The organism is Desulfoluna butyratoxydans (assembly GCF_900699765.1).
GTDB classification, from domain to species: domain Bacteria; phylum Desulfobacterota; class Desulfobacteria; order Desulfobacterales; family Desulfolunaceae; genus Desulfoluna; species Desulfoluna butyratoxydans.
The window spans coordinates 185,545-201,043 of sequence record NZ_CAADHO010000004.1 but is presented as its reverse complement, the minus strand read 5'-3'; the positions used below and the strand labels follow the sequence as shown (position 1 = coordinate 201,043).

General features: G+C 59.7%; 9 protein-coding genes. 3 read left to right on the top strand and 6 right to left on the bottom strand.

Features of this window, described 5'->3' with window-relative positions; all coding sequences use genetic code 11:
* Positions 1-119 precede the first annotated feature (119 nt).
* Positions 120-926, bottom strand: coding sequence for a 2-amino-3,7-dideoxy-D-threo-hept-6-ulosonate synthase (locus MSL71_RS13055; RefSeq protein WP_180140989.1), 807 nt, complete (start codon positions 924-926; stop codon positions 120-122).
* A 517-nt stretch (positions 927-1,443) separates the two neighbouring features.
* Between MSL71_RS13055 and MSL71_RS13050 the strand changes: the two genes are divergently transcribed.
* The 3 genes from MSL71_RS13050 (at position 1,444) to MSL71_RS13040 (ending at position 5,460) form a co-directional block, all read left to right on the top strand.
* Entirely contained in the window at positions 1,444-2,187 is a 744-nt protein-coding gene (locus tag MSL71_RS13050; RefSeq protein ID WP_180140987.1) for a 16S rRNA (uracil(1498)-N(3))-methyltransferase, read from the top strand.
* A 236-nt stretch (positions 2,188-2,423) separates the two neighbouring features.
* Positions 2,424-2,924 (top strand): FKBP-type peptidyl-prolyl cis-trans isomerase, encoded by a 501-nt coding sequence (locus MSL71_RS13045; protein ID WP_180140985.1) that lies wholly within the window; start codon positions 2,424-2,426, stop codon positions 2,922-2,924.
* Positions 2,925-3,207: 283 nt separating this feature from the next.
* Entirely contained in the window at positions 3,208-5,460 is a 2,253-nt protein-coding gene (locus MSL71_RS13040; protein WP_180140983.1) for a nitric-oxide reductase large subunit, read from the top strand.
* 498 nt (positions 5,461-5,958) lie between these two features.
* Here the strand turns inward: MSL71_RS13040 and MSL71_RS13035 are convergent, their stop codons facing one another.
* The 5 genes from MSL71_RS13035 to MSL71_RS13015 all read right to left on the bottom strand — a co-directional run bounded on the left by MSL71_RS13035 (position 5,959) and on the right by MSL71_RS13015 (position 15,431).
* On the bottom strand, positions 5,959-7,137 hold the full coding sequence (locus MSL71_RS13035) for an NAD(P)-dependent malic enzyme (protein WP_180140981.1): 1,179 nt from the start codon (positions 7,135-7,137) through the stop codon (positions 5,959-5,961).
* Between the two features lie 543 nt (positions 7,138-7,680).
* Positions 7,681-8,988, bottom strand: a complete 1,308-nt coding sequence (locus MSL71_RS13030; protein ID WP_180140979.1) for a 2-hydroxycarboxylate transporter family protein — start codon at positions 8,986-8,988, stop codon at positions 7,681-7,683.
* A gap of 24 nt (positions 8,989-9,012) precedes the next feature.
* The gene (locus MSL71_RS13025; protein WP_180140977.1) at positions 9,013-10,188 is read right to left on the bottom strand and encodes an NAD(P)-dependent malic enzyme; all 1,176 of its coding nucleotides are present in this window, start codon (positions 10,186-10,188) and stop codon (positions 9,013-9,015) included.
* A 231-nt stretch (positions 10,189-10,419) separates the two neighbouring features.
* Complete coding sequence (locus MSL71_RS13020) at positions 10,420-12,738, bottom strand: ATP-binding protein (RefSeq protein WP_180140975.1); 2,319 nt, start codon at positions 12,736-12,738, stop codon at positions 10,420-10,422.
* 50 nt (positions 12,739-12,788) lie between these two features.
* Positions 12,789-15,431 (bottom strand): ATP-binding protein, encoded by a 2,643-nt coding sequence (locus MSL71_RS13015; protein WP_180140973.1) that lies wholly within the window; start codon positions 15,429-15,431, stop codon positions 12,789-12,791.
* Positions 15,432-15,499 lie beyond the last annotated feature (68 nt).

The following is a 15,499-nucleotide window of genomic DNA, read 5'->3' as shown; positions in this document are numbered from 1 at the left end:
AACCGTCCTTCATGTTTAAATGCATACATTCCGTTTCAGGAAGATAAAAATATCAATACCCTTGCAGGAAAACCCTGCGAAATGCGCGTGGGCAACGGGACCTCCCGCAGCCACCGCCCTTAAGCCATGGACTCCAGGTGATCCAGGGCCTCATCCACGGAGAGATCCTGATGGATGATCATGTGCATGGCCTTAACGAGGTTTTCCGGGTCGCGATGCTGGAACACGTTGCGGCCGATGGAGATACCGGCACCGCCTGCATCAATGGAGCCCTTGACCATCTCCAGGATCTCCCGGTCGGAATCCATGGTTTCGCCCCCGGCGATGACCACGGGCACGTTGCACCCCTCGGTAACCTCACGGAAACTCTCCGGGCTTCCCGTGTAGTTTACCTTGACGATGTCCGCCCCCAGCTCGCCGCCCACCCGGGCCGCATGCTTGACGAAATTGACATCGTAGCTGTTGGTGATCTTTTCGCCGCGTGCGTAGCACATGGCCAGGAGGGGCAATCCCCAGGTGCGGCAATCCGCGCTGACCCGGCCGAAGTCGTGGAGCATCTCCTTTTCGTCGGCGTCCCCCAGGTTCAGGTGAAGAGACACGGCGTCGGCTCCGAGCTTGATGGCTTCTTCAACACTGCAGACCAGGGTTTTTGCGTTGGGAAAGGGGGAAAGACAGGTGGAGGCGGAGAGGTGGATAATCAGGCCGATGTCGGGACCGGTACCCCGGAGCCCTTCGGCCACAAGGCCCTTGTGCTCCACAATGGCGTTGGCGCCTCCGTTGGCGACCTTTTGAATGGTGGATTTCATGTCGATGACCCCTTTAATGGGGCCCACGGTGGTCCCATGATCCATGGGGACGATGATGGTGCGGCCGGTGGTTCTGTTGAAAATCCGTTCAAAACGAATCATCTTGCCGATGCTGCTCATGATGTTCTCCTCCAGAGAATGGGCCCTCTCATCAGAGGCGCCCGAGGGTTTGAAGCATAAAAAAAGGCCGTGAAAGGTATCTTCCACGGCCTGGATGCTTCTTTTTTGCTGATCTGGAGTGCCGTGGGACCTTGTGTTGGTCTACCCACGGCTGTTTTACGCTTACAAGTGTGTGTGGTTCAGCGCATGCCTGGGTACACCGATGTGATACCAGTAATAAAAATAATAAAATGCGCTGAAAAATCGAATCATTTTTTTTCTCTTTGCCGATTATCTGTACGTTTCACATGCGAAAGGCGGGTGTCGCCTTCCGTCACTTTTAGCGATAAAACTTCGTGAAGAATTAATCTATGGAAATGAGGTTGTCAAGATGTTATTTACCGAAAGATACCGGCCGGGGGTGCTTCCCGGCCCCGGCGAACAGTTACTACAGACAGTAACAATGCGCATATCCGGCCGCTGACCCCTGCGGATCGCGCCCATCATTTTCCCGAGAAAAAAGGAACATAACGAGCCCATGAGACGCTTTTTCATCAACAAAGAGGACATCACGGACACCCACGGCACCATCACAGGAGACGAAGCGCGTCACATGACGCGGGTACTCCGGCTGAAGCCCGGGAACACCGTCATCCTCCTTGACGGCCAGGGAGGAGAGTACGATGCCGTCATCGACGAAATTCAGGAACAAAGCGTCTCCGTTACCCTCTCCGCCTCCCGGCAGGAGACCCCCTCCTCAATGCCGTCCATCACCCTTTGCCAGGCCTTTTTAAAAGAGAAAAAGATGGACGACCTGGTACGCCACCTGACCGAACTCGGCATGGCCGCCTTTCAGCCCTTCTTCTCCAGCCGCGTGGTGGCCCGGCCCAAAGGGGACAAACTGGAGAAGCGCGAAGCCCGCTGGGAAAAGATCGCCGGGGAGGCCGTCAAGCAATGCGGCCGCACCACGGCCCCTTCCATCTGCCGCACCACCGAACTGAAAACCCTGCTTGAAGGGCTGCCCTCCGGTCCCCACACCCTGAAGCTCTTCTTCTGGGAAGAGGCCCAGGTCTCCTTTAAAGAGCTGGGCGCCATGGACACGACCGGCATCACCGACATCACCCTGATCATCGGCCCCGAGGGAGGCTTTACCCCGGAAGAAGCCGAGCTGGCCAAGGGAGCCGGCTGCCTCATTGCCGGACTCGGCACGCGCATCCTCCGGGCAGAGACAGCCCCCCTGGCTGCCCTTTCCATCGTGCAGTACCTGTTCGGAGATATGTAGGGAGGAGCACCTCTTCACAACCCGGCCTTGACAATTGACCAATCACCCCTATCTTTAACTGAAGTTCATGTCCTGCGGAACATTGCCGTCCCGGGACTCATCAATTCTTCTGCCGACGAGCCCCTTATCCAGGGGTCGCGGTGCAAGGGTTGGATACCTATGGATGCCCCGGACCCCCGCCGTCACCCGGTCTGGTTGTTCCCGGGCCATCGCAAGTCTTCCAAAAAGGAGACCCCATGGAAAAAGTAGAAAACGGATTGTTCGTTCAGGTCGCATATAAAGGAACCCTTGCCGACGGCGAAGTCTTTGACAGCAGTGAAGGACGCGATCCCCTTGAAGTACAGATGGGAACCGGCCAGTTGATCCCCGGGTTTGAAGCGGCCCTGATGGACCTTTCGGTGGGTGATAAAAAAACCTTCACCTTAGGGCCTGAAGATGCATACGGCGAACGTTCCGATGATCACACCATGGACTTTCCCGCTTCCGACGTTCCCCCGGAAATGAACCCCCAGGTGGGCCAGGCCATCGCCCTGTCCACCCCCCAGGGCCAGCAGGTACCGGCGGTCATCACCCACGTGGACGATGAGAAGGTCACCGTGGACCTGAACCACCCCCTGGCCGGCAAGACCCTCACCTTTGAGATTGAAGTGGTGGGTATCAGCAAAGAGGCCACCCAGCAGCCCGCGGGAGGATGTTCTCCCAGCGATTGCAGCGGATGCGGAGGCGGTTGCCACTGATCCGAACCGGGCCCCTGACCCTTTGGGGCCCGTCCGTATAGCAAGCCGATGCCCCGGGCCCCCTGGCCGCGGGGCTTTTTTTTTGGGTTTTCTCCTCCCTTTGCTCCCTCCTGCGTCCAGGTCAATCGTTGACGCGTCCATCCAGAAAGAGTACGATCCTTTCAACATTCCTACGCATTGAACCGTCGGCAACCACCCCGGAGCCCCTCCCCCTGCCGACAGATGCCCCAAGGTCGATCGCCCTTCCAACAACGCAGGTTTCCACTTACACAAGAGGTGTGCCATGCTCAGCCAACGGATGAAACTCTATTTTCTCCTGGCCATTGTCAGCTCCATCGCCATCGCATTGGTCGGCTTCGTGTACACAAAAAAAGACCTCCCCCCCTACCCCGGCGCCGTCAAATCCATGTACGGCCAGACCCTTTCAAGCAAAAGCGCCATCATGGCGGGCCAGCAGGTATGGCAACGGTTCGGTCTCATGGACCTGGGCAGCGTCTGGGGCCACGGCACCTACCGGGGACCGGACTTCACGGCCCAGGCCCTGCACAACATGGGCGTCACCATGCGGGAGGTCATGGCCCTTCAGCGCTTTCGAACCAGCTATGACGGCCTCCTGACAGAAGAAAAAGGGGCGGTGGACGCAGTGGTTATCAGCCAGATCAAGACCAACCGCTACGACAAGGAGAGCGACATCCTGACCCTTACGTCCCTTCAGGTGGCGGCCCTGTTCAAAAACCGCGATTTCTACCACAGGCTCTTCACCGAAGGAGACGAAAACGGCCCCATCAACCCCGGAACCATCACCGACCCCACCCAGCTCCGAAACCTGGCCGACTTCTTCTTCTGGACGGCCTGGTGCGCAGGGACAACCCGCCCGGGAGACACCCACACCTACACCAACAACTGGCCCCACGACCCCAGCGTGGGCAACATGGTCTCGGGCAAGTCCCTTGTCTGGTCGGCCATCTCCCTGGTTGCCTTCGGGCTCTGCCTGGGAGGCATGATCTATATTTACCACAAATACGGGTTCAACAAAGGCGCCCAGGGCTATAAGCCGGAGCCTGCCATGGCCCTGGCCGGTGCCCCCATCTCGGCCAGCCAGAAAAAGGCCGCCAAGTTCTTCCTGGTGGTGGCGGCCCTCTTCTTTGTGCAGGTCAACGTCGGGGGGCTCATGGCCCACTACACGGTGAGCCCGGACTCCTTTTACGGCCTCAAGGCCATCGCCGCCTTTATCCCCTACAACTGGGTCAAATCCTGGCACCTGCAACTGGCGATCTTCTGGATTGCCGTCTCATGGATCGGCATGACCCTGTTCGTGGCTCCCATGGTGGGCAACCGGGAGCCCAAAGGGCAAGGATTCCTCGTGGATTTTCTCTTTATTGCGGTTCTGATCGTTGCCGTTGGCAGCCTCACAGGGGAAGTCCTGGGCATCAAGGGAAAACTGGCAGACTACTGGTTCTGGCTGGGACACCAGGGGTGGGAATACCTGGAGCTGGGACGACTCTGGCAGATCCTTCTCTTCATCGGCCTCATCCTCTGGCTCTTTCTGGTGGTAAGGGCACTGAAGGATCACTTCAAGGCAGGCCAAGACAAGTGGGGGCTTCCCAATTTCCTGGCTTACTCCGGGGTGGCTGTGGTGGTTTTTTTCAGCTTCGGCCTCACCTACGATCCCCAGACCCACATCACCATCGCCGACTTCTGGCGCTGGTGGGTGGTCCACACCTGGGTGGAGGGAGCCTTTGAGTTCTTTGCGGCCGCGGCCGTTGCCTTTGTCATGGTCAACCTCGGGCTGGTACGCCTGGAGGCCGGTCTCCGGGCCGTCTACTTCACCGTGGGCCTTGCCCTTTTTGCGGGCATCATCGGGGTGGGGCACCACTACTACTGGTTCGGTGAACCCTCCCTCTGGCTCGCCCTGGGATCCACCATCTCCGCCCTGGAGCCGGTGCCCATCCTCCTTCTCCTCTCCGAGGTGTGGCACGGCCAGAGCGCCCTGGTAAAGGGGGGCAGCGACTTCCCTTACAAATACCCCCTGATGTTCCTCATGGCCGCCATCTGCTGGGAGTTTGTGGGGGCCGGAGTCATGGGACTTTCCATCACCACCCCGGTGGTCAACTACTACGAGCACGCCACCTACCTCACCGTCAATCACGGCCACACCGCCCTGTTCGGGACCTACGGAATCCTGGGTATCGGTCTCGCCCTGTTTTCCATGCGCGGCCTGGTGGAAGACAAGGGATGGAGCCCCACCCTGCTCAAGCTCAGCTTCTGGAGCATCAACATCGGGCTCTTTGTCATGTTCACCGCCACCCTCCTGCCCACGGGAATCCTCCAGGTGCTGGACAACATCAACCACGGTTTCTGGCACGCCCGCTCCAACGCCTTCTGGTCCAGGGACATCATCCAGCTCCTCGGCAACACCCGCATGGTGCCCGATGTCATGATCATCATCGGATCCGGGGCCTTTCTCCTGTTTATGCTCAAAGCCATGGGGAATCTGAAAAAGGTAACCATCGGCTCAGGTGAGCCCTTTGCGTAAACCATGCCTTCTATGGTTAAAGTCGGCTCAAAAAGCGTGCCTCCGGCGGCCAGGGGATGATCCCCTGGACCCCAGATTGCGAAAGCCCTCCCCCTTCGTTCCTCAGGGGAAGAGCTTCCGCGAAGATTTTCGTGAATATTGAGCAAAACCTGTTTGTCAAACTTTTCAAAAGTTTGGCCCCCGGCAGGGCCGCCGGAGGCGTCTTTAACCTGGCTGCCTCCGGCGGCGAGGTGTGTCACCTCGAAAGCTGGTTGCCATTGCGCTTCGCCCTTCGTTCCTCAGGGCAAATCGCAATGGCATTCGAGTGAAGTTCGTGGAGATAAAACGTGGCAGGCACGGTGCATGAAAGCCGAAACAAACATACCCAGGCAATTCAATTGCCTGGGTATGGGGCTTGCTTCGATCAGGCCCGGTGATTCAGGTCGGCACCAATCAAGAAAACTGTTTATCAAACGTTTCAAAAGTTTGGCCCCCGACAGCACTGCCGGAGGCTTTTTTTTATGATTTCTGCGTGGCGGCGCCCGACTCAAATGCCGCCTGTTTCACGGCTTCGGCCACGCATTTGCCCACGCGCCGGTCCAGGGCATCGGGGATCACATACTCGGCGGTGAGTTCGTCGTCGCCGATGATGCCTGCGATGGCGTAGGCGGTGGCAAGGGTCATGGCGCTGTTGATCTCCCGGGCCCGGGCGTCCAGGGCGCCGCGGAAAATACCGGGAAAGGCCAGGACGTTGTTCACCTGGTTGGGAAAATCGGAACGACCGGATCCCACCACGGCGGCCCCTGCGGCCCGGGCGTCGTCGGGCATGATCTCGGGGGTGGGGTTGGCCATGGCAAAGACTACGGCGCCTTCGTTCATGGAGGAGACCATCTCCTTGCTCACCACGTTGCCTGCAGAGACACCGATGAACACATCGGCGCCTGCCATGGCGTCGGCAAGGTCACCCGTGCATTTGGCCTTGTTGGTCAGGCACGCCAGGGCCTCCAGGTGGGGCGGGTTGTCCCCGCACTCCCGGCAGAGGATCCCGCTCTTGTCACAGGCCAGGATGTCTGTGACGCCCAGCTCCAGGAGAAGCTTGATGATGGCTCCCCCGGCGGCACCGGCCCCGTTGACCACCACACGCACCTCGGAAAGGTTTTTCTTCACCACCTTCAAGGCGTTGATGAGGGCGGCGGCCACCACAATGGCCGTGCCGTGCTGGTCGTCATGGAAAACCGGAATCTCCAGTTCGGCTTTGAGCCGCTCTTCGATCTCCATACAGCGGGGTGCGGAGATGTCCTCAAGGTTGATGCCGCCGAAGGTTGGGGCGATCATCTTTACGGACTGGACGATCTCTTCCACGTCGGTGCTGGCAAGGCAGATGGGAAAGGCATCCACATCGGCAAACTCCTTGAAGAGAATGGCCTTGCCCTCCATCACCGGCATGGCGGCCTCGGGCCCGATGTCCCCCAGGCCCAGGACAGCGGTGCCGTCGGTAACAACAGCCACAAGATTCCCCTTGGCCGTGTAGCGGTACACCTCGTCTTTGGTGCCGCTGATCTCCCGGCATGGCTGGGCCACCCCGGGGGTGTACGCCAGACTCAAGTCATCCCGGTTCTCGACGGCCACCTTGGAGACCACCTCGATTTTACCCACACTCTTCTCGTGAAGCGCTAAGCTCGCCGCGTTGTAATCCATTTTCAGTTTCCTTCCCCTCCGGTCGGTTCCGCTCCGAAGTGCTCATCATGGGACCGGAGTCATTGCGATCATTGATAGAACAAACTGTCCGAATCCATGGATTCGGGTCTCTCTTTACCTCAAGGTGGGTGCCATGTCCCGCCCTTATTTGATCCGGCCCGGGGTGTTACCATAACCCCGCAGGCCATCCATGAAAGAGACCTGTGAGATCACAGCGTTTTTTGTCACTCCCCGGCACAGCCCGCCGCCATAAAAAAAACGTGTAACGATTCAGCTTGCCTCCGGCGGCAAGGTGGGGGCACCTTGAAACCCTGTGGAGAATGCCTGGAGACTGCCATTATGCGATCGTTTTCGGGGCATTCGCGTGATGTGTGACATAAGGCAACCGCTTTTGCCGGAGAGGCCCGTTTCATTCGTCTGGAAACACGATTCAAGGCACGTTGAACTCGCTTGACTTTAAGCGAAATACCCCCAACGACAAAACACCCCCCGGCATCATTGCCGGAGGGTGTTTTGGTCGGGGGGATAGCCCGGGAGGTTACCTTACATAATCATCTTCAGCAGGGCGGTTGCCAGGATCAGCATAAAGGCCCCGCCGATTCGTGAGGAGATCTGGGCAAAGGGCATGAGATCCATGCGCTTGGAGGCGGAAAGAACCGCCACGTCGCCGGTGCCGCCCATGTTGGCCATGCAGAGCCCGCCGGTGATGGCGGCTTCGATGGGGTAGAACCCGAAGAGACGGCCCACAAAGCCGGATCCGATGATGGAGCCCACCACGGTGACGGCCACCAGGACCACATACTGGATGGAGAAGGCGTCGATGACCTGGTTCAGGTTGGTGTAGGCCACACCGATGCCCACCAGAAGGGCCGGAGTCATGCTGACCATGACAAAACGGAACCACTGGAAGGCTCCCAGTTCGTATTTACGGGGAAGAATCCCCAGGGCCTTGACCACGGCCACGCTGATAATCATCAGGGCATAGGAGTGCAGGGGAATAAAGCTGCCGAGGAGTTTGCCGAAGACGAAGAAGGTGGTGGCCATAAGCAGGCCGATGCCCATGAGCTGATAGTCGATGGAGGTCTCTTCCTCGGTCTCCTCGGCCACGGCGTCCTGATTTTTCATGAGGGTGCCGTTGCCCGTGAGGGAGGGAGAAGATTTGCCGATCCTGTCCAGGATACCGGCGGCCACGATGGCAAAGGCGTTGCCCAGGGCCAGGGCAGGAACCATGCGGGACATCATGGCCGCAGGGTCGAGGTTCAGGGTGCTGCCGAAGATCTGGGACAGGGGAACCGCCCCTGCGCCCATGCCGCCGCCCATGATGGGAATGGCGATGTAGAGAATGGCCTCTTTAAACCCGTAGCCCATGAGCATGCCCACGGTACCGGTCATGAGAATGGAGACGAGCACGCCCCCCAGGATCACCGGCAGGTACCTCACCGAGGCGCGGATCAGGAGCTTGCGATCCATGCCCAGGATACTGCCCGTGATAAGGGCCGCGATGTAGAAGCTCAGAAAGCTCTCGCTCTTCATGAAGCTGGTCATGATCTTCACCGAGGGCTGGGGAAGGACCCCGTAGGTGACCAGGGCCGCTGAGCCGAAGATAATCAGGATGGGCCCGCCCCCCAAGTAATCCTTGATGCCGGGGGTGCGGTCACCGATTTCATTGAAAATGGCGCCCAGGGCCATCATCAGGGGCAAGGCCCCCACCATGCCCTTGGGCAGGACCTGGAGGTAGGTGGTGAGAAACACCACGCCGGTTAACACGAGAAAAAACGGAAGGGGAATCCCCATGATCTTGTAGTCGCGAAGGCCCTGTGCGGGCATGACGGCGGTCGTTGCTGTAGACATCTTCATCTCTCCTAAAATAAAACGTTATTTCCTGATGGCTGCACCGGATTCATACGCCGCCTGCTTGACGGCATCGGCCACCTGCCTGCCCACGCGCCGGTCCAGGGCATCGGGGATCACATACTCGGCGGTGAGTTCATCGTCTGTGATGATCCCGGCGATGGCGTAGGCCGCGGCCAGGGCCATGGAGGGGTTGATCTCCCCTGCGCGGGCGTCCAGGGCGCCCCGGAAAATCCCGGGAAAGGCCAGGACGTTGTTCACCTGGTTGGGAAAGTCGGATCGCCCGGAGCCCACCACGGCAGCCCCTGCGGCGCGCGCGTCGTCGGGCATGATCTCCGGGGTGGGGTTGGCCATGGCAAACACCACGGCCCCTTCGTTCATGGAAGCAACCATCTCGCGGCTCACCACGTTCCCGGCAGAAACCCCGATGAAGACGTCGGAGCCCACCATGGCATCGGCAAGGTCGCCCGTGCGTTTGTCCCGGTTGGTCCTGCGGGCCAGGGCCTCAAGGTGGGGCGGGTTCTGGGGATCCCCTTCCCGGAGAAGGCCACTTTTGTCGCAGGCGAGAATGTCTGTCACGCCCAGGTCCAGGAGCATCTTGATGATGGCCCCTCCGGCGGCTCCGGCCCCGTTGACCACCACCCGGACATCGGAGAGCTCTTTGCCCACAACCTTCAAGGCGTTGATCAGGGCCGCGGCCACCACAATGGCCGTGCCGTGCTGGTCGTCATGAAAAACCGGAATATCCAGCTCCGCCTTGAGCCGCTCTTCGATCTCCACGCAGCGTGGGGCCGAGATGTCCTCCAGATTGATCCCCCCGAAGGTGGGGGCGATCATCTTGACCGACTGAACGATCTCATCCACATCGCAGGTGGCAAGGCAGATGGGGAAGGCATCCACATCGGCAAACTCTTTAAATAAAATGGCCTTGCCCTCCATCACGGGCATGGCCGCTTCGGGCCCGATGTCCCCCAGGCCCAGGACCGCGGTTCCGTCGGTGACCACAGCCACAAGGTTGCCCTTGGCCGTGTACCGGTACACCTCGTCCCGCTCATCGCTGATCTCCCGGCACGGCTGGGCCACCCCCGGGGTGTACGCAAGGCTCAGGTCATCCCGGGTCCCGATGGCGACCTTGGAGACCACTTCGATTTTGCCCACGCTTTTGGCGTGAAGCGCTAAACTCTCAGCATTGTAATCCATCCTGTATCCTTCCCCTTCGGTTCATCCCGCACCGTCATGGTGCGAATGGTTCGTGTGATCGGATGTATTGCAGCCCCCGTACCAAAAAGTATATTTTTTCATATCCCCTGCCGTTCCAAGGTATTGCACACAAAAACGCAAAAACCCCGCTTTCTCCAAAGCGGGGTTTTTTCTTGCCGGACAGGAATCTTTCCCGGGGGACAGGAAGCTGATCCCCCACGTCCCTTCACGTTACCGTTTCTTCGTTTCCTCCGGATTCAAGACCTTTCGGAGGGTCCTGGCGAGCTCTGCCCGATTAAAGGGCTTTTTCATAAAAGCGCGGATGCCGTGATCTTCAAGGTCTCCTGCCGGGGGGCTCCCGGTGCCGTCCTGATAGCCGCTGTACAGGATGATGGGCATCTCAGGGCACAGGGCCCTGATCTCGTTGGCCAGCTCCATGCCGTTAAGGTAGGGCATCATGTGATCGGTCATCACCAGATCAAACCCGCGGGGATCCGTGCGGACCGCTTTTAAGGCCGCCAGGCTCTCGGTATGGGCCACCACCTCGTACCCCATGCGACACAGCATCTTCTCGGTGCCGTAAATCATCTGCTCGTCGTCATCCACCAGGAGAACCCGCTCCTTGCCCTTTGGAATCGGCGGTGCCTCCCCCCCGTCCCTGGCGGGCTCTGCGGCGTGGGCACAGGGCAGGTACACGGTAAAAATGGTCCCCCGCCCCGGGTGGCTGGCCACGGTAATGGCGCCCTGGTGTCGCTTGACGATGCCGTGGGACATGGAAAGCCCGAGGCCCGTACCGCCCTGCTCTTTTCTGGTACTGAAAAAGGGATCGAAGATCCGCTCCATGTCTTCGGGGGGGATCCCCTTTCCGTTGTCCCTCACCCTGAGGCGGGAGTAGCGCCCCGGGCTCAGGTCCGGATGGACCAGGGCTGCCTTGTTGTCCAGGTCCACGGCGTCCAGGGTGATCTCGATGAACCCCTTCTGGTTTTCCACGGCATGGGCGGCGTTGGTGCACAGGTTCATGATCACCTGGTGGATCTGGGTGGGGTCGGCAAGCACAAGGCCGGACCGGGCCTTAAGGTCCAGGCGGACATCGATGGTGGCCGGGATGGAACTCTTCAAAAGCTGGCGGCACTCCGTCAGCAGCCGGGTCATCTGCACCGGCTGCTTCTCCTGCTGCTTGTCCCGGCTGAAGGCAAGGATCTGCCGAACCAGGCTCTTGCCCCGACGGGCGGCCTTGAGCACATGGGAAAGGTCCTCCCGGGCGGTCCCCTCTTCCCCCACCTCCTCCAAGGCCAGTTCGGTGCAGGTGGTGATTCCCCCCAGGATATTATTAAAATCATGGGCAATGCCCCCGGCAAAGGTGCCGATGGCCTCCATCTTATGGGACTGGCGGAGCTGTGCTTCCAGTTTTTTCTCCCGGGCCTCGGCCCGCTTGCGCCGCGCAATGATCCGCATGAGCACCACAATGGTCACCGACTGATAGGCCAGAAAGCCAAGGGTGGCCCAGATGATGTATTTGTACTGATAATAGACCGTCACCGGCTCGTATCGGATCACGCTTCCCCTGGGAAGCCGGTTGTGGGGAATGGAAAAATGCCGAAGGATCCGGTAATCGAAGATGGGCTCGATGGCGGTGTGGCGCAGGACGGGAATCTTTCCGGGGGCTTCTCCGTTCAGGATACGCAGGGCAATGCGCGCGGCCTCTTCGGCCTGCCTGCGGCCGCTGAGCATCAGCCCGCCCAGCACCCCGCTGCCCAGGGTATACTCCCAGGGGGAATAGACCGGGCACCCGGAGTGGGTAAAGACAAGGGACGTGCTCTCCTGCACGGTGAGCCTCACTCCGTCGGGGGTCAGGTAATAGGAGAGGTAAAGGACCAGGGTCTTGTCGGGAAGGGAGGAAAGGGATGCCTTCAGGTCATCGATGGGCTTCATGGACAGGTCCAGGAAGGTCACGCGCTCTTCATAGGCCGGGATGAGCTTAAGGAGCCGCTCCCGATTGATGCGGCTGGAGGTGGAAGCCCCGCTGACATAGGCGACGTAGCGCGCCTCCGGGTGCATGGCAAGGGCCAGGTCCAGGGTGCCCGCCAGGTCGTAATCTTCGGCCACGCCTGTGTACCCCGCGTGCCCGGCGATCATGGCCTCGTCAAACCCGTTGATACCGCAGAAGACAACCGGGGTCCCGGGAAACAGTTCATTGCGGTGAAGCAGGAGGAAGTTGAGGGCGTTGTTGTCGGCGGCCACGATCACATCAAAGCGCACCGCCCCGTATTTCAGGCGATACACCTCTTTTAAGGTGCCGAAAATCTCCTCCGGGCGATACCGCTTGGTATCCATGTATTCAAAACTGACCCGCAGGGAACTCCCCCGGGTGTCGAACACCGACCGAAGCCCCTCGGTGACAGAATCCGCCCACACATACCCGGGATGGTATGAGTTCAGGACCAGCACCTGGTGAACAGGAACCGCCTTGGCAGGCTCCGCAGCCTGTGCCAGCCCGTCCGAAAGAATCAAGCCCACGACCAGCACCAGCATCAAGTTCAGACGCCCCATTCGGTCACCGATAATTTTGCATGTAAAAAAAAGAGGGCATACAGCACCTGTCATCCCTTTTCGATCCCCTTTCCCGTCTCATCCAGAAGCCTTCGGACAACCCGTGCCAACTCTTTTTTGACAATGGGCTTGATCATAAAGGCCTTGACACCCATCTCCTCGAGGGCCTCTTCGCTCAGCCTGGTGCTGTACCCGGTGCAGAGAATAACCGGAAGGTCCGGGCGGATACGGAGCAGCTCCTCGGCCAGGAGCTCCCCTGTCATGCCCGGCATGGTCATGTCCGTCATCACCAGGTCAAAGTGTTCCGGCCCGGACTGAAACAGCTCCAGGGCCTCGACACTGTCCGTCCTGATGACCGCGGTGTACCCAAGGCGCCCCAGGATCTTGCCGATCATCCTGGCGATGGGCGGTTCGTCGTCCACCACCAGGATCCGCTCACCGCCCGTGGGCAGAATGCCGTCGTCCGGTGGTGGTTCAGGCTCCTCACGATGTTCCTCGGTGACGGGCAGGTAAACGGTAAACACCGCACCGCGCGGGATGTTGTCCTCCACCTTGATCTCTCCCCCCCACTTCTTGACAATGCCATGGACCATGGCAAGGCCCATGCCCGTGCCTTCCCCGGGGCCCTTGGTGGTAAAAAAAGGCTCGAAAATAGAGGACTTCACCTCAGCCGGGATGCCGCACCCGGTGTCGGCAACCCTCAGGGTCAGGTAGTTGCCCGGAAGGAGCGAAACCGGCACCGGTGTCCCCCCGTACCCCAGGGCCGTATCAAAGAGCTTCACATCCAGGACCCCGCCCTCTTCCTCCATGGCACTGGCCGCGTTGGTGCACAGGTTCATGAGGATCTGGTGCACCTGGGTCTCGTTGCCCAGAATATTGGATTCGCTTTCAATATCACGGGTAATCTCCACCGTGCTCGGGATGGAGGAGCGGATGAGCTTAAGGGCCTCTTCCACAACGGGCTTCACCCGAATGGGCACGGTGGCCTCGTCACCCTGGCGGGCAAAGGTGAGGATCTGCCGAACCAGCGTTACGGCCCGGGTCCCGGCCAGGTAAATCTCCTGCAGATAGCCTTCCAGCCGCGTGTCCGGGGTCACATCGTCCAGGGCAAGCTCGGTATAGCCCAGGACCGACGAAAGAATATTGTTGAAATCATGAGCGATCCCCCCTGCGAGCCCTCCGATGGCTTCCATCTTGTGGGTCTGGCGAAGCTCCTCCTCCATCTTTTTAATCTGGGTGATGTCCACCCCGTGATGGAACCGAACCTGTCGTCCGTCCACCCACTGGATGCTCCGCTCGTAGTTGATGTAAAACGCCCCGGCCTGGTTGCGGCTCTCCCACACCAGCGCCCCGGCGCTGTCCGGGATCCCTCCCCGGGGGGAGCTCCCCGGAGGGCCTTCCCTTTCCCGTCCGGCCATAAAGAGGGCATGGTACTCCTGCCCGGTGAGCCCCTCTCCGAAGCTCTCAATCATGGCCTTGTTCATGAACAAAATCTTAAAGGTCTTCGTATCCGATACGCAGATGATGGCGTCCACGCTGTCCAAAACGGTCTTCAAGGTCTTGAGGGACCGTCTCTGGGCCTCCTCTGCCTTGACGGACTCGGTGATATCCATCATGTTGCCCACCACGCGGACCACCTTCTCCCCGTCGAAAACCGGGCGTCCCGTGGTTCGGATCCACTTCTTCTCCCCTTTGTGGGTGGTGATCTCACAATCCAGGTCATAGGGGCGGCCCAGCTCGACACACTGGGAAAACGCCTTGGACACCGCCTCACCGTCTGCTTTGCAGTAACAGGACATGGACTCCGTGAAATGGTCCAGCGTCGGGTCCACCTCCAACCCGTGGATTTCATAAAGCTGGTTGGTCCAGAGAAACAGCTCATCGTCCACATGGAATTCCCAGCCCCCGATGTTGCTCAGTCTCTGGGTTTCGTCCAGAAGGGCCCGGTTCCGTGCCAGCTGATGTTCCACTGCCTTGCGGCGCTCCATGTCGTGATACAGGCGCTGTCGCATCTGGTTCAACGACGATACCAGCTCGTCGATCTCGTCCGGGCACTCGGGGTCCGCCTTCCTGTTGAGCAGCTCCAGGCGCGTGCCCAGCTCCTGGGGCCGTATGGACGTGGCATACCCTGCAATGGCCGTGATATGCCGCGTCACCAGGCGGTGAAGCACCGCCAGGATCGCCATGGAGACCAGCAGCGTTTTCAGGGCCTGGGTCACCAGAATAACAAAGAGGCGCTCGTAAAGGCGCCGATGAACCCCTTCAAGGGATGCATAGACGTCCAGAACACCGATATGACGCTGCCCGCTGCCGTGGGTGAAAAACATGTCGAACCCCCTGCGCACCCACTGCTCGCCCTCCTTCAACCGGCCCGCCGTAAAGAGCGCCTCCCCATTCTCGCGAATCTCCAGGTAGATGAGGTCCCGCATGGTGAGCATGTCATTGAGATGGGTGGTAATCTGGAGGTCATCGAGCTGCCACAGGCTCCCCGAGAGGCTCTCCAGGTGCCCTTCCCTCACCTGCGTGAACTGGTCGTCCACGGCGCTCAGGTCTTTTCTGTACTCCAGGAACAGGTTGAAACTGGTCCCTATAAAGGTAATCAGGAAGCTGAAGACAAGGATGTAAAACAGCTGCTTTGCAGCCAGGGAACCTTTAAGGCGACGCGAGATGGTCTTGATGCGGTGAAAGGGCATACACACCTCTGTTGGGAACCGGGGTCCCACGGCATGTGAAGAAGCATCCCGGCCACGGGATGCGCGGT